The 21,857-nt window shown below is 65.6% G+C and carries 21 protein-coding genes; 12 read left to right on the forward strand and 9 right to left on the reverse strand.

Annotated elements, in window-relative coordinates; translation table 11 throughout:
• Nucleotides 1-66: 66 nt before the first annotated feature.
• Nucleotides 67-1,527 carry a sodium-dependent transporter gene (locus B597_RS40950; RefSeq protein WP_003292273.1) on the forward strand — a complete coding sequence of 487 codons (1,461 nt, stop codon included), beginning with the start codon at nt 67-69 and terminating at the stop codon, nt 1,525-1,527.
• A gap of 170 nt (nt 1,528-1,697) precedes the next feature.
• Nucleotides 1,698-2,381 (forward strand): type 1 glutamine amidotransferase domain-containing protein, encoded by a 684-nt coding sequence (locus tag B597_RS40955; RefSeq protein ID WP_003292274.1) that lies wholly within the window; start codon nt 1,698-1,700, stop codon nt 2,379-2,381.
• A 9-nt stretch (nt 2,382-2,390) separates the two neighbouring features.
• Here the strand turns inward: B597_RS40955 and B597_RS40960 are convergent, their stop codons facing one another.
• Nucleotides 2,391-3,203, reverse strand: a complete 813-nt coding sequence (locus B597_RS40960) for a S6 modification regulatory phosphodiesterase RimA (RefSeq protein WP_003292275.1) — start codon at nt 3,201-3,203, stop codon at nt 2,391-2,393.
• A gap of 192 nt (nt 3,204-3,395) precedes the next feature.
• Here B597_RS40960 and B597_RS40965 point away from each other — a divergent pair, with 192 nt between their 5' ends.
• Together B597_RS40965 and B597_RS40970 are read left to right on the forward strand one after the other, a co-directional pair.
• Entirely contained in the window at nt 3,396-4,721 is a 1,326-nt protein-coding gene (locus B597_RS40965; protein WP_003292276.1) for an RNA helicase RhlE1, read from the forward strand.
• Nucleotides 4,722-4,838: 117 nt separating this feature from the next.
• Entirely contained in the window at nt 4,839-5,459 is a 621-nt protein-coding gene (locus tag B597_RS40970) for a glutathione S-transferase family protein (RefSeq protein ID WP_003292277.1), read from the forward strand.
• Between the two features lie 141 nt (nt 5,460-5,600).
• Here the strand turns inward: B597_RS40970 and B597_RS40975 are convergent, their stop codons facing one another.
• Together B597_RS40975 and B597_RS40980 are read right to left on the reverse strand one after the other, a co-directional pair.
• Complete coding sequence (locus B597_RS40975; protein WP_003292278.1) at nt 5,601-6,188, reverse strand: LysE family translocator; 588 nt, start codon at nt 6,186-6,188, stop codon at nt 5,601-5,603.
• Between the two features lie 115 nt (nt 6,189-6,303).
• On the reverse strand, nt 6,304-7,143 hold the full coding sequence (locus B597_RS40980) for an AraC family transcriptional regulator (RefSeq protein WP_003292279.1): 840 nt from the start codon (nt 7,141-7,143) through the stop codon (nt 6,304-6,306).
• 210 nt (nt 7,144-7,353) lie between these two features.
• Here B597_RS40980 and adhP point away from each other — a divergent pair, with 210 nt between their 5' ends.
• Nucleotides 7,354-8,376: an alcohol dehydrogenase AdhP gene (gene adhP, locus B597_RS40985; protein ID WP_003292280.1), complete on the forward strand. Its 1,023-nt coding sequence runs from the start codon at nt 7,354-7,356 to the stop codon at nt 8,374-8,376.
• A 24-nt stretch (nt 8,377-8,400) separates the two neighbouring features.
• On the opposite strand, the gene B597_RS40990 is transcribed toward adhP, so the two are convergent.
• Together B597_RS40990 and B597_RS40995 are read right to left on the reverse strand one after the other, a co-directional pair.
• A complete protein-coding gene (locus tag B597_RS40990) occupies nt 8,401-9,654 on the reverse strand; it encodes a TIGR03862 family flavoprotein (protein ID WP_024162387.1) in 1,254 nt (417 codons plus the stop codon).
• Nucleotides 9,655-9,708: 54 nt separating this feature from the next.
• Nucleotides 9,709-10,629: a histone deacetylase family protein gene (locus B597_RS40995; protein ID WP_003292283.1), complete on the reverse strand. Its 921-nt coding sequence runs from the start codon at nt 10,627-10,629 to the stop codon at nt 9,709-9,711.
• A 71-nt stretch (nt 10,630-10,700) separates the two neighbouring features.
• Here B597_RS40995 and B597_RS41000 point away from each other — a divergent pair, with 71 nt between their 5' ends.
• Genes B597_RS41000 through B597_RS41010 form a run of 3 tightly spaced genes read left to right on the forward strand, consistent with a single transcriptional unit; the run spans nt 10,701 to nt 12,794 of the window.
• Nucleotides 10,701-11,291: a GNAT family N-acetyltransferase gene (locus B597_RS41000; RefSeq protein ID WP_003292284.1), complete on the forward strand. Its 591-nt coding sequence runs from the start codon at nt 10,701-10,703 to the stop codon at nt 11,289-11,291.
• A gap of 40 nt (nt 11,292-11,331) precedes the next feature.
• The gene (tesB, locus tag B597_RS41005; protein ID WP_003292285.1) at nt 11,332-12,201 is read left to right on the forward strand and encodes an acyl-CoA thioesterase II; all 870 of its coding nucleotides are present in this window, start codon (nt 11,332-11,334) and stop codon (nt 12,199-12,201) included.
• Entirely contained in the window at nt 12,198-12,794 is a 597-nt protein-coding gene (locus B597_RS41010; RefSeq protein ID WP_003292286.1) for an HAD family hydrolase, read from the forward strand. Before tesB ends, B597_RS41010 begins: the two co-directional genes overlap by 4 nt.
• Before the next feature lie 376 nt (nt 12,795-13,170).
• Here the strand turns inward: B597_RS41010 and B597_RS41015 are convergent, their stop codons facing one another.
• On the reverse strand, nt 13,171-13,605 hold the full coding sequence (locus tag B597_RS41015) for a DUF411 domain-containing protein (protein ID WP_003292287.1): 435 nt from the start codon (nt 13,603-13,605) through the stop codon (nt 13,171-13,173).
• 184 nt (nt 13,606-13,789) lie between these two features.
• Between B597_RS41015 and B597_RS41020 the strand changes: the two genes are divergently transcribed.
• Nucleotides 13,790-14,326: a DUF4345 domain-containing protein gene (locus B597_RS41020; protein ID WP_003292288.1), complete on the forward strand. Its 537-nt coding sequence runs from the start codon at nt 13,790-13,792 to the stop codon at nt 14,324-14,326.
• Between the two features lie 6 nt (nt 14,327-14,332).
• Here B597_RS41020 and B597_RS41025 read toward each other — a convergent pair whose 3' ends face one another.
• From B597_RS41025 to B597_RS41035, 3 genes are all read right to left on the reverse strand, one after another.
• On the reverse strand, nt 14,333-15,022 hold the full coding sequence (locus B597_RS41025) for a Crp/Fnr family transcriptional regulator (protein WP_003292289.1): 690 nt from the start codon (nt 15,020-15,022) through the stop codon (nt 14,333-14,335).
• A gap of 330 nt (nt 15,023-15,352) precedes the next feature.
• Nucleotides 15,353-15,961 (reverse strand): two-component system response regulator NarL, encoded by a 609-nt coding sequence (gene narL, locus B597_RS41030; protein WP_003292290.1) that lies wholly within the window; start codon nt 15,959-15,961, stop codon nt 15,353-15,355.
• Entirely contained in the window at nt 15,939-17,888 is a 1,950-nt protein-coding gene (locus B597_RS41035; protein ID WP_003292291.1) for an ATP-binding protein, read from the reverse strand. The genes narL and B597_RS41035 overlap by 23 nt, the downstream gene beginning before the upstream one ends.
• A 294-nt stretch (nt 17,889-18,182) precedes the next feature.
• On the opposite strand from B597_RS41035, the gene B597_RS41040 reads away from it, so the two are divergent.
• From B597_RS41040 to B597_RS41050, 3 genes are read left to right on the forward strand one after another with little or no spacing between them, the layout of a single operon-like run.
• Nucleotides 18,183-19,784, forward strand: coding sequence for an MFS transporter (locus tag B597_RS41040; protein ID WP_003292292.1), 1,602 nt, complete (start codon nt 18,183-18,185; stop codon nt 19,782-19,784).
• A 15-nt stretch (nt 19,785-19,799) separates the two neighbouring features.
• The gene (locus B597_RS41045; protein ID WP_003292293.1) at nt 19,800-20,258 is read left to right on the forward strand and encodes a universal stress protein; all 459 of its coding nucleotides are present in this window, start codon (nt 19,800-19,802) and stop codon (nt 20,256-20,258) included.
• Nucleotides 20,259-20,272: 14 nt separating this feature from the next.
• Nucleotides 20,273-21,760 carry an MFS transporter gene (locus B597_RS41050; RefSeq protein ID WP_003292294.1) on the forward strand — a complete coding sequence of 496 codons (1,488 nt, stop codon included), beginning with the start codon at nt 20,273-20,275 and terminating at the stop codon, nt 21,758-21,760.
• Nucleotides 21,761-21,857: the final 97 nt, after the last annotated feature.

The following is a 21,857-nucleotide window of genomic DNA, read 5'->3' on the forward strand; positions in this document are numbered from 1 at the left end:
TTGCACGCCGCCGCGCCCTGCGCGACGGTCCCGATCCCGTCACAGATAACAACAAACAGGTGACGTATGACTCGTGAAAAACCGAAGAACCTCTGGCTGTCGCGCTGGGGCTTCGTCCTCGCGGCAACCGGCTCCGCCGTGGGCCTGGGCAATATCTGGAAATTCCCCTACATCACCGGCGAATTCGGCGGCGGTGCCTTCGTCCTGATGTACCTGCTGTGCATCCTGGCCATCGGCGTGCCGGTGATGATGTGCGAGATCGCCATCGGTCGTCGTGGCCGTGGCAGCCCGATCGACGCCATCGGCCGGGTGGTCCGCGAGAACAACGGCAACCCGCTGTGGAAGGCGGTCGGCGGCATGGCCATGACCGCCGGCTTCCTGATCCTCTGCTTCTATGTGGTGGTCGCCGGCTGGGCCTTCGCCTACACGCTGAAGATGCTCGACGGCTCGCTGACCGCGACCAGCGTCGAGGCGCTCGGTGGCGTGTTCGAGGCGCACAATGCCAACCCGTGGGAACTCGGCGGCTGGAGCCTGCTGGTGGCATTGCTGACGCTGTGGATCGTCGCCAAGGGCGTGCAGAAGGGCATCGAGAACGCGGTGCGCTGGATGATGCCGGGGCTGGCCGTGCTGCTGCTGATCCTCGTCGGTTACGCGGTGACCAGCGGCGGCTTCGATCAGGGCTTCGCCTTCCTGTTCAGCTTCGATACCTCGAAGATCACCGGCGAGGCGCTGCTGGCGGCACTCGGCCACGCGTTCTTCACCCTCAGCCTGGCGTCCGGCGCGATCCTGACCTACGGCTCGTACATCCCGGACGATCAGTCCATCGCCCGTACCACCTTCATGGTCGCCATCGCCGACACCTGCGTGGCGCTGCTGGCGGGCCTGGCGATCTTCCCGATCATCTTCGCCAACGGCATGGACCCGACCGCCGGCCCCGGCCTGATCTTCATGAGCCTGCCGCTGGCCTTCCAGCAGATGCCGTTCGGCACCGCCTTCGGCGTGCTGTTCTTCGCCATGGTATCGATCGCCGCGCTGACCTCGGCGATCTCCATGATCGAGGCCACCGTCGCCTACCTCAACGAGAAGCACGGCATTTCGCGGATAAAGGCGGCCATCGGTTCCGGCGTGGTGCTGCTGGTGATCAGCCTGCTGGCGATGCTTTCGTTCAACCTGCTGTCGGGCTGGACGCCGCTGGGCAAGAACTTCTTCGACTGGCTGGATTACCTGACCTCGCGCTGGATGATGCCGCTGGGCGGGATCTTCACCGTGCTGCTGGCCGGCTACGCGCTGCGCAGCGAGATCATGCGCGACGAGCTGAACCTGCCGCCGCTGGGCTACGCGCTGTGGCTGTTCATGGTTCGCTACGTCTGCCCGGTGCTGATCCTCATGGTGTTCCTGCATGCCCTTGGCTGGCTGGGCTTCGACCCGCTGCAGCGCTGGTACTGGATCGGCGGAGCGATCGGTGCGCTCAGCGTGCTCGGCGAACTGCTGCGGCCGCGCGTCATGCCCGCGCTGGCCGGGCGCTGAAGCGATTCATGACGCCAGCCTAGAGCCCGGCTGGCAGCAGCTCAAGGCACCCCCGAGGCCGGACCTCGGGGCGCTGCAGGCCGCGGGTCGTGGACGTGATCGAGCAGCGGAGCATTGTGTGCGCGACGGCAGTCTGAACTGTTCACGTCGCGCATCAACAAGGAGGCTCCATGAAAATTCTCATCGTGCTCACGTCCCATGACCGGTTGGGTGATACCGGCCAACCGACCGGTTTCTGGCTGGAGGAGTTCGCCGCGCCGTATTACGTTTTCCTCGACGCCGGGGCGCAGGTAGTACTGGCATCGCCGCGCGGTGGCGAGCCGCCGCTCGATCCCAAGAGCGATCAGCCCGACGCCCAGACCGAGGCGACCGAGCGCTTCAATCGCGATGGCGAAGCGCAGACGCTACTGGCCAACACTTACCGTCTGGATCAGGTTTCGGCCGCGGATTTCGACGCGGTGTTCTACCCGGGCGGCCATGGCCCGCTGTGGGACCTGGTGAACGACCCGACCTCCATCGCGCTGCTCGAGTCCTTCGTCAAGGCCGACAAGCCGGTGGCTGCGGTCTGCCATGCACCGGCGGCGCTGAGCGAGGTGCGCGGCAAGGATGGCGAGTACCTGGTCAAGGGCAAGCGCGTCACCGGATTCAGCAACGGCGAAGAAGAGGCCGTGGCGCTGACCGACGTGGTGCCGTTCCTGCTCGAGGATCGCCTGCGCGAGCGCGGCGCGCGCTACTGCAAGGGAGCGGACTGGGCGCCCTTCGTGCAGGTCGACGGCCTGCTGATCACCGGACAGAACCCGGCTTCGTCGCAGGCGGCGGCGCAGGCGCTGCTCGGCTTGCTGCGCCAGGCCTGAATCGCCTTTTCACTGCGGCCAGCCGAGCGATTCCGGCTGGGCGCAGGCTTCGAACAGTGGCCGGCTGAACAGAAAGCCCTGCATCAGATGAATGCCCAGGTCGCGCAGGGCGCTGCACTCATCCGCGGTTTCGATGCCTTCGGCGATCACCTGGATGTCCAGCTCCGCGCACATGCCCACTGCGGCGCGGACGATGGCCTGGCGCGCGCGGCTCTGGTCGATGCCGCGGATCAGGTCCATGTCCAGCTTGATGATGTCCGGCTGGAAATCGGCCAGCAGGTTGAGGCCGGCGAACCCCGCACCGAAGTCGTCGATGGCGGTGAGAAAACCGATGCGCTGGTACTCGCGCAGCACCGTGGCGAGCCATTTGGCATCGTTGACGCGTTCCCCTTCTACCGTCTCGAAGATGATCCGATCGACCGGGAAGTCGTGGGCGCGGGCCGCTTCCAGCGTCGAGCGGATGCACAGCTCCGGTCGGTAGATGGCGTTGGGCATGAAATTGATCGACAGCCGGCCGGGCATCGCCAGCCGCGCTGCCTGCCGGATGGCCTTCACGCGGCAAGCCTGGTCGAAGCGAAAGCGATTGTCCTCGGTTACCTGCGAAAGCACGGTGGGTGCCGGTTCGCCGGCAGGACCGCGAACCAGCGCCTCGTGGGCGAAAATCTGCCGTGCCTGCAGGTCGACGATCGGCTGGAAGGCGTAGCTGAAACCGAATCCCAGGCGTTCGCCGCTGGCGCAACTGGGGCAGGCGCCGTGCTCGCTGGCGTCATGGCAGGCGTAGGCCCCTGGCGCAGGATTGCTGCTGGTCTTGCTTGAGTTCATGAGACGCACTCGTCTGCGGGCGGATTGCAAGGATAACGGCCGCATGGCCCGAATCTGCAGTCCAGTGGTGTGTTCTGGCCGTGTTCGCAGACGGCGACGCGCTGGGTGCATCGCAATCAGCCGCCGAGCGTGGCCTTGCTGCTGCTAGAATCGGCGCTTTTCATCGCGCCGAACCGGCGCTGCGAGCCTATCATGACCTTCGCCACCCTGGGCCTGATCGATCCGCTGCTGCGGACCCTGGAAACCCTCGACTACCGCAAGCCGACGCCGGTCCAGGCCGAGGCCATTCCCGCCGTGCTCAAGGGCCGCGACCTGATGGCGGCGGCGCAGACCGGCACCGGCAAGACCGCCGGTTTCGCCCTGCCGCTGTTGCAGCGGCTGACCCTGGAAGGGGCCAGGGTGGCGAGCAATTCGGTGCGCGCGCTGGTGCTGGTGCCGACCCGCGAACTGGCCGAGCAAGTCCACGAAAGCTTCCGCGCCTACGGCCAGGACCTGCCGCTGCGTACCTATGCGGTGTATGGCGGGGTCAGCATCAACCCGCAGATGATGGCGCTGCGCAAGGGCATCGACGTGCTGGTGGCCACGCCCGGCCGGCTGCTCGATCTCTACCGGCAGAACGCCGTGGGCTTCAATCAGCTGCAGGCGCTGGTGCTGGACGAGGCCGATCGCATGCTCGACCTCGGTTTCGCCGATGAGCTGGACCAGCTGTTCTCAGCCCTGCCGAAAAAGCGCCAGACCCTGCTGTTCTCCGCGACCTTTTCCGAGCCGATCCGGCAGATGGCCCGCGAGCTGCTGCGTGATCCGCTGTCCATTGAGGTCAGCCCGCGCAATGCCGCGGCGAAGACGGTCAGGCAATGGCTGGTGCCGGTGGACAAGAAGCGCAAGAGCGAGCTGTTCCAGCATCTGCTGGCGCAGAAGCGCTGGGGCCAGGTGCTGGTGTTCGTCAAGACGCGCAAGGGCGTCGACCAACTGGTGGACGAGCTGCAGGCCGCGGGTATCGCCAGCGATGCGATCCACGGCGACAAGCCGCAGGCCTCGCGCCTGCGCGCGCTGGAACGCTTCAAGGCGGGCGAGGTGCAGGTGCTGGTGGCGACCGACGTCGCCGCGCGCGGGCTGGATATCCACGATCTGCCGCAGGTGGTCAACTTCGACCTGCCGATCGTCGCCGAGGACTACGTGCACCGCATCGGCCGTACCGGCCGCGCCGGCGCCACGGGTGAGGCGGTTTCGCTGGTCAGTGCCGATGAGGTCGATCAGCTTGCGGCCATCGAAACCCTGATCAACCAGGTGCTGCCGCGCCACGACGAGCTGGGTTTCGTGCCGGACCATCGCGTGCCGACCACCACGCTGGGCGGGCAGATCATCAAGAAGCCGAAGAAACCGAAAAAGCCCAAGGACGGCGGCGGCAAGGGCAAGATTCATCTGGGCAACTGGTTCGACGAGAGTGAAAAGCCCAACGCCAGGCCGATTCGCAAGGTGCCGAGCCTGGGCGGCGGCAAGCCGGCGAAGAAGCGTTGATCTGTCATCCTGGGCTGTAGCAACAGGACGAGTGCGCTACGCGCACCGGATACACTGCAGCAATCCCGTTCAGATCACCGGGGTTCATGTTCGACGCAAGCAGATAGGGGACATTGCATGTTGAAGCTCTGGGGACGAAGCAACTCGACCAACGTGAAGAAGGCACTCTGGTGCCTCGAAGAACTTGGTATTTCCTACACCCGTATCGATGCCGGTGGTGCCTTCGGCATCGTCGGCGAACCGGCCTATGTCGCGAAGAACCCGAACCGTCTGGTGCCCTGTCTGGAGGACGGCGAGCTGGTGCTCTGGGAATCCAATGCGATCGTTCGCTATCTGGCCGCGCAATACGGTGAGCCGCTGCTGTGGAACGCCGACCCGCGCCAGCGCGCGGAGGCGGACAAGTGGATGGACTGGGTGACCTCGTCCCTGGCGGCACCGTTTCGGGTGGTGTTCTGGAACATGGTGCGGACTCCGCCCGAGAAGCGCGACATGGCAGCGGTAGCGGCCGCGCTGGCGGAGTGTGGCGATCTGCTCGCCATCGCCGACGCGGCCCTGGCCGAGCAGCCGTACCTGTCCGGCGCGAGTCTCGGCATGGGCGATATTCCGCTCGGTTGCTTCGCCTATGCCTGGTTCGAAATGCCTATCGAGCGCCCCGATCTCCCGCATCTTCACGCCTGGTACCAGCGGCTACGGCAGCGCGAGGCCTACCAGCGCGCCGTGATGACGCCACTGACCTAGCGGCCCGCGACTTGCCGGCAGGGTGGAAAACGGCACAGCCTTTTCACCGGCTGACCCATTGACCGGTCCGGCTCCATTGCCTTCGGTCGAATGCCATATGCCCGTCTTTTTCAAGGCGCCGGAGCCGTAAGCGTCCGCGTTCTACACGCTCAGCACGGCCGAGACGACCAGTAGCAGCGCCATGGCGTAATTGAACCAGCGCATCCGCGCAGCCGAGTGCAGCAGCTTCGCCGCGCCAGCGCCGAGCAGCGCCCAGACCGCCAGGCAGGGCAGGGCGATCAGGAAGAACAGCAGGGCATGGACCGCGTAGCGATCCACGTCGGCGTCGGCGCCGCTGAATACGCTGATCACTGCCAATGCCATCAACCATGTCTTCGGATTGACCAGTTGCAGCCCGGCGGCGCCGAGCGCGCCAAGCTGGCGCGTTGCCGCGCTGGCCTCGAGCGGTTCGGTCGGGCTGTTGGCGATCTGCCAGGCCAGGTAAAGCAGCCAGGCCACGCCGAGCCAGGACATTACCTGCTGCAGCTGCGGGTGCCCCAATAGCCATGCGCCGAAACCCAGTCCCGCCAGCAGCACCATAAGCGCCGCGGTCGCGCAGGCACCGAGGATGATGGGCACGGCAGCTGCAACACCGAAGCGCGAGCTGTTGCTCAGCACCAGAATGTTGGTTGGCCCCGGCGTAATGGATGCGACGAAGGCGAACAGCATGAAGGGCAGCAGCTGGCTCATGACGGTCGCCTCGTCGTGGCGGTCGGGCCATGGGCGAATGTGGGTGTGGTGGCGATACAGAACATGACAGGGGCTCCGGTCGGTTGCGGATGACCGAATGTTCGCTTCCCCCGGCTCAGCCGTCTGGAAGATTCGAGCAGCGCCTGCGGTAATGCGCCGGCGTCAGGCCGTAGGCGCGCCGGAACCAGCGGCCCATATGGCTCTGGTCGGCGAAGCCGAGACCTGTCGCGACCAGCGCCGGCGACTGTCCGGCCGCAAGCAGTTGGCGGGCCTTGGCCAGGCGCAGCTGGACCAGATAGGCGTGCGGCGCGAGCCCGAAGGCGGCCTTGAACGCCCGCGACAGGCGAAAGCGATCGACATCGGTGGCCCGCGCCAGATCGTCCAGGCCGATGTCCTGATCCAGGTGCGCATGCAGATAGTCGCGCGCCCGCCGTGCCACGGCGGGCAGGCGCGGGTCGGCCGCAAGGTGCGGTCGCCATGCCAGGTGCCGCGCCAGTTTGCCGAGCAGCGTGTCCAGTGCGGCCTGGCGAACGATACGCAGATCCCGGCTTTGCAGGGCCTGGAAGGCATCGGCGATCACCGTCACCAGTGCGGGCTCGCTTTCCAGTGTTTTGGCGAATGCCGGCTGGCACTGGTTGGGCGCATCCTCGAACAGCGCGCGCAGTTCGCGCTCGACCCAGTGCGGGTCGAGGTACAACATCGAGTAGGTGAAGCCGCCGGGTGTCGGCGCGTGGCCATCATGAAGCTCGCCGGGTTCGAGCAGAAAGACCTGGCCGGGCGTGCTGCTGTGCAGTGCCCGGCGGCAATGGAACTGCTGAACGCCCTGTTCGGTGAAGCCGATCAGGTAGCTTTCATGAAAATGCGGGTCGTAGGCATGGCCTTCGAAATGCGCACGGATCGTCTCGATGCCGGTTTCGGCATCCTTGTTCAGATCGATCCAGTCATTGGTCCCCATGGCGGCTCCATGAGCGGCGTGGTGCGGCGTCGGCGCAGTATCGCCCACTCTGTGCAGGACGTCTGGAACATTCGTGCAGCGTCGGGCTGCTCCGACGGCTACCGTTCTTCGACCGGCGGTCACGAACTGCCGGCTGTCATTGATCTGGGTCTAGGCTTGCAGCGGGCCGCGTGATGCAGACTCGAAACTCCCGACTGAAGGAGCAAGCCCATGACCCAGACCATGAAAGCGGCAGTGGTACACGCCTTTGGCGAGCCGCTGCGCCTCGAGGAAGTCAAGGTGCCGATGCCCGGCCCCGGACAGATCCTGGTGAAGATCGCCGCTTGCGGCGTATGTCACACCGACCTGCACGCGGCCGAAGGCGATTGGCCGGTGAAGCCCGCGCTGCCGTTCATTCCCGGTCACGAAGGGGTGGGCCATGTGGCCGCGGTGGGCGCCGGCGTCACGCGCGTGAAGGAGGGTGATCGTGTCGGAGTGCCCTGGCTGTATAGCGCCTGCGGCTGCTGCGAGCATTGCCTGACCGGCTGGGAAACCCTCTGCGAGGGGCAGCAGAACACCGGCTACTCGGTGAACGGCAGTTACGCCGAGTACGTACTGGCGGACCCGAACTACGTCGGTATCCTGCCGAGCAATGTCGAGTTCGATGAGATCGCGCCGATCCTCTGTGCCGGCGTCACCGTCTACAAGGGGCTGAAGGTCACCGAAGCACGCCCCGGCCAGTGGGTGGTGATTTCCGGCATCGGCGGTCTTGGCCATGTCGCGGTGCAGTACGCCAAGGCCATGGGCCTGCACGTGGTTGCGGTGGATGTCGACGACGCCAAGCTGGAACTGGCTAGGCGGCTGGGCGCCAGCCTGACCATCAATGCCCGCACGGAAAATCCGGTGGAGGTGGTGCAGCGCGACATCGGCGGCGCCCACGGAGTGCTGGTCACCGCGGTATCGAACAGCGCCTTCGGGCAGGCCATCGGCATGGCCCGGCGAGGCGGAACCGTGGCGCTGGTCGGCCTGCCGCCGGGCGATTTTCCGACGCCGATCTTCGATGTGGTGCTCAAGGCGATCAGCATCACCGGGTCCATCGTCGGTACCCGTGCCGACCTGCAGGAGGCGCTGGATTTCGCCAGTGAGGGGCTGGTCAAGGCGACGATCCACAGCGACAGCCTGGACAACGTCAACCAGATATTTGGCGACATGCGTGCCGGCCGTATCGAAGGCCGGGTGGTGATGAAGATGTAGAGAGACCGCGTGGCCGGGGCTTGCTCAGTCCTGCGCGGTTGCCGGCCCGCCGCTCTTCAGCCAGCGCAGCATGCCCTCGGCCGCGGCCTTCCCGGTGGCGAAACAGGCCGTGAGCAGATAGCCGCCGGTCGGCGCTTCCCAGTCGAGCATCTCGCCTGCGCAGAACACGCCGGGCAACTGGCGCAACATCAGGTTGTCATCGAAGGCCTCGAACGGCACTCCACCTGCGCTGCTGATGGCTTCGTCCAGCGGTCGCGGGCGCTGCAGGCGGATGGGCAGTGCCTTGATCGCGGCAGCCAGGGTCTGCGGGTCCTGGAAGGTCGCGGCATCGGTCAGCTCGCGCAACAGCGCCGCCTTGGCTCCATCGAGCTTCAGCTGGCGGTGCAGGTGCTTGGCCATCGACTGCGATCCGCGTGGCCTGGCCAGCGCGTCGGCGATCTGCGCCGCCGAGCGATCCGGCAGCAGGTCGAGTAGCACCGTGGCGGCGCCGTCACGGTTGATCGTTTTGCGGATCGGCGCCGAGAGCGCATAGACCAGGCTGCCCTCGATACCGGTCGCGGTAAGCACGAATTCGCCCTTGCGCGGGGCTTCGCCGGGTAGCGCCAGGCTGACCGTCTTCAGCGGCGCGCCGGCGAACTTGTCCCGCAGATGGGCACTCCAGCCTTCTACCTCGAAGCCGCAATTGGCCGGCTGCAGCGGTGCGATGGTAATGCCGCGGTTCTGCAGCAACGGCACCCAGGCGCCATCGGAGCCCAGCCGTGCCCAGCTGCCGCCGCCCAGGGCGAGCAGGGTGGCGTCCGCCTGCAGGCTGTAGTCGCCTTGCGGCCCGCCGATGCGCAGCGCGCCCTGTTCGTCCCAGCCCAGCCAGCGCTGCCGGGTATGGAGCTGCACGCCGCTTTCGCGCAGGCGCCTGAGCCAGGCTCGCAGCAGCGGCGCGGCCTTCATGTCGGTTGGGAACACCCGGCCGGAACTGCCGATGAAGGTGTCGATACCCAGCCCGTGAATCCATTCGCGCAGTGCACCCGGGGAGAAGGCGTCGAGCAGTGGCCGCATCTCGCCAGCGCGTTCGGCGTAGCGGCTGACGAACGCGGGGTAGTCCTCGGCGTGGGTGATGTTCATGCCGCCGACGCCTGCCAGCAGGAACTTGCGGCCCAGCGAGGGCATGGCGTCGAAGAGGTCGACGGCAACGCCCGCCTGGCTGAGCACCTCGGCGGCCATCAGGCCGGCCGGGCCGCCGCCGATGATGGCGACGTGGAAAGAGGGGGCGGGCGGGGTCATGGCAGCAGGCCTGGCGAACGTGACGGGGCGGGCATTGTAGCCGCTGCCGGATGCTCAGCCGAGCCCGTGGCGCTGCCAGGCTGCCGCCGCGCTGACATGCAGCGTGGCGTGGCGCCGGGCGAGCAGGGCGCGGTCCTTGTCGTAGCCGCCGCCGATCAGGCCGACCAGCGGGATGTCGCGGCCCAGGCAGTGATCGAGCACGGCGCTGTCGCGGGCGGCGAGGCCCGCGTCGGTGAGCGAGAGCAGGCCGAGGGCGTCGTCGCGGTGAACGTCGACTCCGGCGTCGTAGAGCACCAGGTCCGGCTGATAGATGGGCAGCAGGTAGTTCAGCGTATCGTGTACCACCTTCAGATAGGCGTCATCGTCCATGCCGGGTGGCAGCGGGATGTCCCAGTCGCTATGGGCCTTGCGCGTGGGAAAGTTCTTCTCGCAGTGCAGCGAGACGGTCACCGCGTCAGGCACGTTCTCCAGAATGCGCGCGGTGCCGTCGCCCTGATGCACGTCGCAGTCGAAGATCAGCACCCGGCCGACGCGTCCGCTTTCCAGCAGATAAAGGGCGATCACTGCCAGGTCGTTGAAGATGCAGAACCCGGAGGCGTGGTCGCGATGTGCATGGTGCGTGCCGCCGGCCAGGTGACAGGCCAGGCCGTGCTGCAGTGCCTGTTCTGCCGCCAGCAGCGAGCCGCCCACGGCGCGCACCGTGCGTTGCGCCAGTTCCGGGCTCCAGGGCAGTCCCAGGCGGCGCAGCTCGTCGCGGCCCATCTCGCCGCTGCAGTAGCGCTCGACGTAATCGCGGTCATGCGCCAGGGCGAGAATGTCACGACTGCACATCTGCGGGCGCAATAGCGCCGCGTCCGTGGTCATACCCAGGGCGACCAGATGGTCGCGCAGCAGACGAAATTTTTCCATGGGAAAGCGGTGGCCCGGCGGCAGGGGCGGGCTGTAATCGTCGTGGAATACCAGGGGAAGCGACATGAACCACGCGCGCTCTATGGGTGTGCCCCGCAGTATGCAGGCTGGCCGCCGGAGCGCTCAAGGGAGGAGGGATGGTCGATCGAATCGCACTCGAAACCACGCGGCTGCGGTTGCGCAACTGGCACGATGAAGACCTGGAGGCGCTGACGCGACTCTGCACCGATCCGGAAGTGATGCGCTACCAGCCTTCGCTGATGTCGCGCGATGAGAGCGCGGCGCTGATGGTGCGCAGTCGCCTGGGTTTTCTCCGCCATGGTTTCGGTCTCTGGGTTGTGGAGCGCAAGGACGATGGTGCCTTCATCGGCTATTGCGGGCTTGCCGGGTGCTCCCTGCCGTTGCCCGAGCCCTCGCTGGAACTGCTCTGGCGGGTGGCCTGCGAGCACTGGGGCCAGGGACTGGCTCACGAGGCGGCGCAGGCGGTGTTGCGCTACGCCTTCGAGACCCTGGAGCTGGCAGAGCTGGTCGTCTGTACGGCGCAGATCAATGAGCCGGCCCGCCAGTTGATCGAAGGGCTCGGCATGCGTGCGGAGCCGGCCACGAACATCTTGCATCCCGGGCTTCCTGCCGCCCATCCCCTGCGCCAGCAGCTGCTCTACCGGGCGCAGCGGGACGATTGGCGGCAATGCAGCCTGTTGCTGGAGCGTTGCCGGCGAAATACGTAACATGGCGCGCCTGTACGCCCTCCCTATCAAGGACGCTGAAATGACCCAGATACTCGACGCCCTGGTCAACCTGCTGACCCTGGAACGTATCGAGGAGAACCTGTTCCGCGGCACCAGCCAGGACCTCGGCTTTCCCCAGTTGTTCGGCGGCCAGGTGCTTGGCCAGGTGATTTCCGCCGCGAGTCAGACCGTGACGCCGGAGCGCCATGTGCACTCGCTGCATGGCTATTTCCTGCGCCCGGGCGATTCGCACCAGCCGGTGGTCTACGACGTCGATCGGGTGCGCGACGGCGGCAGCTTCACCACCCGCCGGGTCAGCGCGATCCAGAAGGGCCAGACCATCTTCACCGGCATCGCCTCGTTCCAGGCGCTGGAGAGTGGCTACGAACACCAGCTGTCGATGCCGGACGTGGCGGGGCCGGACGACCTGCCCAACGAGTGGGAGCTGCTGCACAAGCTCTCGCCGATGGTGCCGGAGCGGGTGATGGAGAAGCTGCGCCGTCCCAAACCCATCGAGATCCGCCCGGTCACGCTGGTCGATCCGGCCAATCCGCAGCCCATCGAGCCGGTGCGCCACCTGTGGTTCCGCGCCGATGGCGCGCTGCCCGACAGCCCGGCACTGCACAAATACCTGCTGGCCTATGCCTCGGATTTCAGCTTTATCGGCACCGCCCTGCAGCCACACGGCGTCAGCTCGTGGAGCAAGTTCATCCAGCTGGCCAGCCTTGACCACGCCATCTGGTTCCATCGAGAAGTGAAGCTGGACGACTGGCTGCTGTACTCCATCGACAGCCCGTGGGCCGGCAACGCGCGGGGCTTCGCTCGTGGCAGCATCTTCAACCGCCAGGGCGAGCTGGTCGCTTCGGTAGCGCAGGAAGGACTGATCCGCGTGCGCGAGGACTGGATGTGAAGGTCGCCGACGTCCGCCACTGGGTATTCGACATGGACGGCACCCTGACCATCGCCGTCCATGATTTCGCCGCCATCCGCCGTGCGCTGGAGATTCCCGAAGAGGACGACATCCTGCATCACCTGGCTGCGTTGCCGGCTGATGAAGCGGCGGCCAAGCGTGCCTGGTTGCTCGAGCACGAGCGTGAACTGGCCTATGCGGCGCGTCCGGCAGACGGTGCCCGCGAGCTGTTGCATGCACTGCGCGACCGCGGCTGCCGCCTGGGAGTACTCACCCGCAATGCCCATGAACTGGCGCTGGTGACCCTGCAAGCAGTGGGCATGGGGGATTGCTTCCTGCCCGAGGACATCCTCGGGCGCGACGAGGCACCGCCCAAGCCGCATCCGGGCGGGTTGCTGCAGCTGGCCGAGCGCTGGGGCGTGGCGCCTGCGGCGATGCTGATGGTCGGCGACTATCGCTTCGATCTGGAATGCGCCAGGGCGGCGGGGACCCGCGGCGTGCTGGTCAACATGCCGGAGAACCCGTGGCCGGAACTCAGCGATCTGTATGCGCGTGACTGTCATGCGCTGCACGGGTTGCTCTTCGGAGCCTGAATTACGCATGGCGTTTCGCTGGAAGAGCTCTGGCCTCCGGCTTCGTCGGGTGCGCACTGGTGGGCTGAAGCCCACCCTACAGGCGGGTGACTGTCGTGCGCTGCCGGGTTGCTCTTCGGAGCCTGAATTACGCATGGCGTTTCGCTGGATGGGCTCTGGCTCCCGGCTTTGTCGGGTGCGCACTGGTAGGCTGAAGCCCACCCTACAGGCGGGTGACTGTCATGCGCTGCACGGGTTGCTCTTCGGAGCCTGAATTGCGCATGGCGTTTCGCTGGATGGGCTCTGGCTCCCGGCTTCGTCGGGTGCGCACTGGTGGGCTGAAGCACATCCTACAAGCTGGCCCCCGGCTTCGTCGGACGCCCACCCTGCAGGCGATTCAGTTGCCCGGGTAGTCGGACAACACCCGCTCCTGGCCCAGCTGGCTGACGCCGATCACCTGAAACGCATCCGTGCGCTCGCCCATTTCCATGCCCGGCGAGCCGATCGGCATGCCGGGTACCGCGGCACCGATCAGATCCGGCTGGGCGCGCAGCTTGAGAATGTCGGCCGCCGGCACATGCCCCTCGACGAACTTGCCCTCGATCACGCCGGTGTGGCACGAGCCCAGGCGATGAGGAACACCGTGTTCCATCTTCACCGAGGTCATGTCGTCAACCACGTGGTCGGTCACCGCAAAGCCGTTGTCTTCCAGGTGATCGATCCAGGCCGTGCAGCATCCGCAATTGGGATCGCGATAGACATCGATGGCGATGGGTTCGGCAGCCTGGGCGATGCCGGCGAGAAGGGCGGGAAGGAGCAGAAGACGGCGCATTTGAACCTCCAACGAGCGAGAACGACAGGATACGCCGGCTTGCCACCGGACCCAAGGTGCGGCCCGTGCCTGGACATTACCTGGCGCGACTGCGGCCGTTCGGTGTGATGCCGACGCAGAACAAACCAGCCATGGCCACAGTCCCATGGCTACGACGCTCGGTTGCACATCTGGAGAGTTTTCGATGCGGTTTGCCCGTTTCGTTCTGCTTGCGCAGGCGCTGGTGATGGCCAGCCTCAGCCTGGCCTATTGGCTGCGCCCCTACGAGATGGCCAACCTGAATGGCATGTTGCTGATGGAGAGCGCTTCGGTCAGCCACATGCGGGTCTATTACGGTGGCCTGCAGCTGGGCCTGGCGTTGTTCCTGATCTGGGCTGCGCGGGCACCCGAACGGGCCAGGCCGGCGCTGATGATGCTGATGATGACCATGGCGGCCCTGGTGCTGGGACGGCTGGTTTCGCTCTGGCTGGATGGTGGTGCGCTGGGCAGTTTCGACCTGGCCTCGCTGGGCTACCGGGTGCTGGCGGCCATACTCGCCGGGGCTGCCTGGCATTTCGTTCGTGAACCTTGCGAGCCCGAGCCGGAGCGCCTCGAGCCGGCCACCCGCAGGCTGGCCAGCGAGCCACCGAAGCCCTTCCAGCTCGGCGATGCGCCGTCAGCGGTCGAGCCGCCGAGCGAAGTGGCGGCGCAACCGTTTCGGCGCGATGATCCAGCGCGCTAGGCGGAGTCAGGCGGCCGCTTCGAGGTAGGCCGAGAGGCTGTGCGGATCGAGTATCCGGATACGCCGGCGCTGTACCGCGATCAGGCCGGCATCGGTCAGCCGGTGCAGGGTGCGCGAAAGAGTTTCCGGCTGGATGCCCAGCTGCGAGGCGATCAGGCGCTTGGGCAGGTCCAGGTCGATCACCCCGCTGCGCGCCGCCTGCAGCTCCTGGAACAGATAACGCACCACTCGTTGGCAGACATTGGACGAGGTGAGGTTGTCGATCTGGTGCAGCCGCTGGTTCAGCCGGGCGCTCAGGCAACTGAGCAACTGCATGCACAGCCGCGGCTGGGTTTCCAGCAGGCGCAGGTAATGGCTGTTCTGTACGTTGAGTACCAGGCTTTCCTTGAGGGTGGTGGCGCTCAGAGGGTGTTCGGCCCGTGCATTGAACAGCATTGTCTCGGCGAAGGCTTCGCCGGGGCGAACGACTTCGATGACTTTCTCCTGACCTTCGCACGTGACCCGGTGCAGCTTGACCTGGCCGCTGATCAACACGTGGAAGTGCTCTGCCCGGTCGCCCTGGTGGAACAGCGTGCAGCCCGCCGGCAGGCGCTTGACCGTGGTGTGCGTGGCGATGTCCTGCAGGGCCGTTTCCGTCAGCCCGACGAACAGCGGATGACGACGCAACGTATTGAATACTGTGGAGCCTGTGAGCATGGCCACCCTCCCTTCCGATGACGGCATGCTAGGTGGCACGCAGCCTCCATCCCATCTCCCCTTGGCCATACCTCTTTCTGGGCAGCGGAGGTAGCAGGCGCTCAGCGCGCGCTGCCGGCCAGGCCTTCGTAATCCAGAGTCAATTGCTCGAACTTGCGCAGAACACGGGCGCTCCTTGTGTCCGGGCGGATGCGATGCTGGCGCGGCGGTCAGTCGGCGAGGAGCGGACGATAGGGCGTTCGCGTGCAATGGCCTTGATGATCGTCAAGCGCATGGCCGCGCTTCTCCGGGTTGTGCGCCGGCACACAGAAGCGCAGTGAGATCGGCTTGTCAGCCCTTGGCTTCGTTCTCCAGCACCCAGACCGCCGCCTCGACACGCGAGCGCAGGCCCAGCTTGTGCAGCAGGTTTTTCACGTGGACCTTGACCGTGCCTTCGGTGATGCCCAGCTTGCGCGCGATCATCTTGTTGCTCTGGCCTTTGGCGATCAGCCGCAGCACTTCCTTTTCGCGTTTGGTCAGGCTGGAGAACTGCACCTGCCCGGTGGGCTTGGGACGCACCCGGATCGCCTCGGCGAGCACCTGCGTCAGTTCCGGGCTGAGCGCCATGCGGCCGGTGGCGGCGAGGCGGATCTGCTCGATCAGCTGTTCGGCATCCATGTCCTTGAGCAGGTAGCCGTCGGCGCCGTTGCGCAGGGCTTCGAGCACGTGGCTCTGCTCGTCGGAGACAGTGAACATGATGATCCGCGCGTCGATGTCGGCATCGCGCATGCGCCGTGTGGTCTCCAGGCCATCGATGCCCGGCATGTTGAGGTCCATCAGGATCAGGTCGGGTTCGACCGCCTGGGCCAGCTGGATCGCGTCTTCTCCGTTGCCGGCTTCGCCGACCACCTCCAGGTCGTCCTCCAGTTCCAGCAGGTCACGCAGACCCCGACGCATCATGGGATGGTCGTCGACCAGCAGGATTCGTGTGGTTGTCCCTTCGTTCATGCGGGGCAGGCTCCTGTTTCAGGGGAATATGGCGATAGGCGGGTGGAAAACGCAGGTGTACCCGGGTGCCGCCGCCGGGGCGCAGGCCGATGCTGATGGTGCCGTTCAGGCTGCTGGCACGCTCCTGCAGAATGATCAGGCCGTAGTGGCCGGCTCGCTGTTCTTCCGGGCGAATGCCGATGCCGTCGTCCTCGACCTTCACGTGGATGGTGCCGTTGCCGTCCTGCGTCAGGTTCAGCCAGCAATGGTTCGCCTCGGCGTGCTTGACCACGTTGCTCAGCGCCTCGCGGACGATCTGCAGGCCATGCACCTCCTCGTTGGGGGTGAGCGGGCAGTGGTCCAGACGATAGTCGATGTCGATCTGCAGGCCGGAATTGGCACCGAACTCCTCGACCGTCGCCTGCAGCGCCGGTCGCAGGCCCGGCTCGTTGACCTTGATGCGGAAGGTGGTCAGCAGTTCGCGCAGCTGGCGGTAGGCGGCGTTGAGCCCCTGGTCGATCTGCTGCACGCTGTCGTCCAGCTGCGTCTGGCTGCTGTCCTTCTGCATCAGTCGCTTGAGCCTCGCCAGCTGCAGCTTCTGCGCGGACAGCGCCTGGGCCAGCGAGTCGTGCAGTTCGCGGGCGATCACCGCGCGTTCCTCCATCAGCGCCAGGCGGGCCTGTTTCTGGCCGAGCTGCGCCAGGCTCAGCGATGCGGCGAACAGGTCGGCCAGGGTCGTCAGTAGCAGCGTCTGCCAGGCTTCCAGGGGGGCGCCAGGCGGATGGGCAACGCGCAGCGAACCCAGGTCATCCTGCCCCGAGCGCAACTCGAAGGTGACCAGTTCTTCCCCGCTCGGCAACCGGGCAGACTGGTTGACCAGGCAGGCGTCGCACTGTGGCAGCTTGCAGTACTCCGGTGGCAGCAGATCGCGTGACGTCATCGCGGTGTGGCTGCCCGCCTCGGCGGAGCGATTCAGGCACAGCGAGATCGGCCCGGTGCCAAGGATCTGCTGCACCTTGTGAAGCAGCGATCCCATCATGTGGGCCGGGTCGTCCGGCTGGCTGTAGAGCATTCGGGCGCTGTTGAACAGCAGTTGCAGTGTGGCGTTGCTGCGAGTCAGGGCAGCGGTCTTCTCGTCGACCTTCTGCTCCATGTCCGCATAGAGACTGGCCAGCTCCTGACTCATCTGGTTGAGCGTGCGTGCCAGCAGGCTCAGTTCGGTTTCGCCGGGGATCTGCACCTGGCCGCTGAAGTCCCCTTTGCCGACGTCGCGGGCCATCTTGGTCAGGCTGCGCAGCGGCGTGGCCAGGTTGTTGTGCAGGCCGTAGATCAGCACGAAGGCAATCAGCACGATGATGAACAGGGTTCCCGCCTGCATGGCCCGGATGACGCCGAGCTTGCCCTCGGATGCTTCCTGCAGCGTGCGCACGAAGCCATCCAGTTCGCTGACGAACGCCGGAGCCTCCCGACGGTATTCCTGCAGCCGTGCCGGTTGCGCATCTAGGAGAGGGCGCATGCGTGCCTGCCAATGCTGCAGCACACCGGCGTGCAGGGCCGGCAGTTGGGTACTGCCGTGGCGGTGCAGGGCCGAGCGCAGAGAGGCCGAAAGCAAGGTCTGTTCGAGGGTGGCGATGCGCTCTTCGAGCAGCCTCTGTGGGCCCTGCTCCGCGGTGAAGGCCAGTCGGTAGGCCTGCATGCGCAGGCTGCCGGCCTGGTTGATCGCTTCGGCGTCGCCTTCCAGGGCATCCGCCAGATAGAGGCTGGCAAGCATGCTGACCAGGGAAAAACCGATGATCACCACGAAGGCCACGAGGGTGTTGAACACGATCGAGTGGCGGGTGGAGAGCTGCTCGTTTTCGGGTAGGGACATGGTCGAATCGTCGCTCGGGCGGTAGCGCATTCTGCGCTCAGTCATGAGCGCTGGCCATGCTGCGGGATGTACTCCCAATGCATTCGGCTTCCTCCGAGGGCCTCTCGAGGCATTCGTTTCGGATTATTAAGCTATTGATATTGTTATATTTTTTACGTTCAAAACGGAGTACCCCATTGGAGGTATGAGGCGGGCATCAAACAAAATGCCACCGGCCGTGTATTGACCCGGGTCAAATTCGGATCGATCCCCCCCGCTTAGCGTGCGAGCCATTCCTGATCCCGCTGCGTATGCCAGCGGGGTCCTGCGCCAAGAGGATCGACCATGAGCAATATCGAAAAGTGGGACGTGGAGGACCAGACATTCTGGGACACCACCGGCAAGCGGATCGCCAATCGCAATCTGTGGATCTCCATTCCGAGCCTGCTGATGGGCTTCGCCATCTGGCTGATGTGGGGCATCGTCACGGTGCAGATGCTCAACCTGGGCTTTCCCTTCTCGCCCGCCGAGCTGTTCACCCTGACCGCGATCTCCGGCCTTACCGGTGCCACGCTGCGCATTCCGGCGTCGTTCATGATCCGCATCGCCGGTGGACGCAACACCATCTTCCTGACCACCGCGCTGCTGATGATTCCCGCCGCTGGCGCTGGTATCGCCCTGCAGAGTCAGGACACGCCGCTCTGGGTATTCCAGTTTCTGGCCTTCCTCTCCGGCATCGGCGGCGGCAACTTTGCCTGCTCGATGAGCAACATCAGCAGCTTCTTCCCGAAGAACCAGCAAGGTCTGGCGCTGGGGCTGAACGCCGGGCTCGGCAACTTCGGCGTGACCACCATGCAGATCCTGATTCCGCTGGTGATGACCGCCGGCGTGTTCGGCGCGCTGGCCGGTGCACCGATGGAGCTGCTCAAGGACAGCGGAACACTGATCGGCAAGATCGCGGCCGGCACCGATACCTGGATCCAGAACGCCGGCTGGGTCTGGTTGCTGTTCCTGGTGCCACTGGCCTTCGCCGGCTGGTTCGGCATGAACAACCTGCTGGTGATTTCGCCCACGCCGGGTTACCCGCTGAACGCCTTCGGAAAGATTCTCGGCCTTTACGCGGTGGCCTTCATCGCCGCGGCGATCGGCCTGTATCTCTACCTGCCCGCACCGACCGGTCTCGGCGTACTGAACATGTGGGGCGTGATGCTGCTCACCATCGGCGCGACGCTCGGCATGCTGCGCCTGCTGCCGGGCAGCATCAGCCCGAACATCAAGCGCCAGTTCACGATCTTCCGCGACAAGCACACCTGGTCGATGAGCATCCTCTACATCCTGACCTTCGGCTCATTCATCGGCTTCTCCATGGCGCTGCCGCTGTCGATCACAGTGATCTTCGGCTTCATGAACGAAGTCGGTGCCGACGGTGTGGTGACCCGTGTCGCCAACCCCAATGCACCGAGTGCGCTGACCTACGCCTGGATCGGCCCGTTCATCGGTGCCCTGATCCGTCCGCTGGGCGGCTGGATCTCCGACAAGGTCGGCGGCTCCATCGTCACCCAGGTGATCTCGGTGGTGATGGTCGCTGCTTCGGTCGCCGCCGGCTATGTGATGCAGCAGGCCTATGGCTCGGCTCAGCCGGAAGAGTACTTCTTCCTGTTCCTGGTGCTGTTCCTGGTGCTGTTCGCGGCCAGCGGCATCGGCAACGGCTCCACCTTCCGCACCATCGGCGTGATCTACGACCGCGAGAAGGCCGGCCCGGTACTCGGCTGGACCTCCGCCGTTGCCGCCTACGGCTCCTTCGTCGCGCCGATCGTGATCGGCGAACAGGTCAAGGCCGGTACTCCCGAGGTGGCCATGTACGGCTTCGCGGTGTTCTACGCGCTGTGCCTGATCCTCAACTGGTGGTTCTACCTGCGCCGCAACGCCTACGTGAAGAACCCCTGAGTCCGGAGAGCCGCCATGAAAATCATGATTGCCTACGACAACTCGCGTAACGCCAGGAAAGCCCTGGACGCCACCCTCGAGATGTTCGGTCCGCTGAAGCCACTGGTCATGCTGATCGGCGTGGTGGAAGAAACCCGCGACACCAGCGATTCGGCGGTCGAGCTCTACGAGCGCGCACGTCGCGAATTCCAGGCCTTCCTGCAGGAGGCGGCGGCCAAGGTCAGCGCCTTCGGCCTGGACGTCGATGTGATCCTCGCCGAAGGCGACGCCCGCAAGATGATTCTCAAGGCCGCCGAGCACAAGAAGCCCGACCTGCTGGTGATCGCGCGGCATTCCAACGAACCGGACGGCGGCTTCATCTCCCGCTCGCTGAATCTGCTGGTCGACGAGCTCGACTACATGACCTTCGGTAGCGTCAGCGCCTTCCTGGCCCGCCGGGCGCCTTGCCCGGTCCTGATTCAAGCCTGCCCCTGAGTGAGGAGCTCAACATGAGAGTTTCTACGCTGTTCGAATGGAAGCGCCCCGAGATCCGGGCCCTGCATCTGACCTGGATCGCCTTCTATATCTGCTTCTTCGTCTGGTTCGGCATGGCGCCGCTGGCCTCGAGCATGCTGAAAAGCGTGAACTGGCTGACGCCCGAGGACCTCAAGCTGTTCGCCATCGCCAACGTCGCGCTGACCATTCCGGCGCGCATCCTGGTCGGCATGGCGCTCGACCACTGGGGCCCGCGCCGGGTGTTCTCGGTGCTGCTGGTGGTGATGGCTGCGCCCGCGCTGTTCTTCGCCTTCGGTGACAGCCGCGTCCAGCTGCTGGTGTCGCGGCTGATCCTCAGCTCCATCGGTGCCAGCTTCGTGGTCGGCATCCACATGACCGCCATGTGGTTCAAGCCCAGGGACATCGGCTTCGCCGAGGGTTTCTACGCCGGCTGGGGCAACTTCGGTTCCGCCGCGGCGGCCATGAGCCTGCCGGCCATCGCCATCCATGCCTTCGGTGGTCCGGAAGGCTGGCGCTGGGCGATCGCCAGCTCGGCGATCATCATGGCCGTCTACGGCGTTTACTACTGGTTCGCGCTCACCGACGGCCCGGTTGGTACCGTGCACCGCAAGCCGCACAAGGCCAGCGCGCTGGAGGTCAGCACCTGGGCGGACATGATCAAGCTGATCATCTGGACCATTCCCATGGTCGGCGTGCTCGGCATCCTGGTCTGGCGCATCGAGAAGCTGGGTTACCTCGGTTCCACCGGCGCGCTGATCAGCTATGCGGTGATCGCGCTGGTGGTGATCTTCCAGGTGGTGCAGATCCTGCGGGTCAACGTGCCGATCCTGAAGAAGGGTGTGCCGGAGGACGACAAGTACCCCTTCAACACCGTGGCCGCGCTCAATTCCACCTACTTCGCCAACTTCGGTGCGGAACTGGCGGTGGTGTCGATGCTGCCGATGTTCTTCGAACTGACCTGGGGCCTGACCCCGACCACCGCGGGCATCATCGCCGCCTCCTTCGCCTTCGTGAACCTGGTGGCGCGGCCCATGGGCGGGCTGGTTTCCGACCGCTTCGGCAACCGCCGCTTCGTCATGCTCGCCTACATGCTCGGCATCGCCGTCGGCTTCTTCCTGATGGGGCTGATGAACGCGTCCTGGCCGCTGATCGTCGCCGTCGCCATCACCGTGGCCTGCTCGATGTTCGTCCAGGGCGCCGAGGGCGCGACCTTCGGCATCATTCCCTCGATCAAGCGCCGGGTCACCGGGCAGATCTCCGGCATGGCCGGGGCCTACGGCAACGTCGGTGCCGTCTGCTACCTGACCCTCTACACCTTCGTGACCCCCTCGCAGTTCTTCATGGTGATTGCCGCCGGTGCGTTCGTCAGCTTCGGGCTCTGCCTGCTCTGGCTGAAGGAGCCCGAGGGGGCGTTCTCCGACGAGTACTACGTGTCCAGCGTCGACCGCGAGCTGGAGGCCCGCCAGAAGCTCGCGTCCTGAGGTTGCACCGAACGAATGCGCCAGCCACCCGGCTGGCGCAAGCCGAGATTGATAAGCCGACCGGTCGGGCCAGTGGTTCGCAACCGGAGTGAGGAGA

This window comes from Stutzerimonas stutzeri KOS6 (genome assembly GCF_000307775.2).
Classification (GTDB): domain Bacteria; phylum Pseudomonadota; class Gammaproteobacteria; order Pseudomonadales; family Pseudomonadaceae; genus Stutzerimonas; species Stutzerimonas stutzeri_B.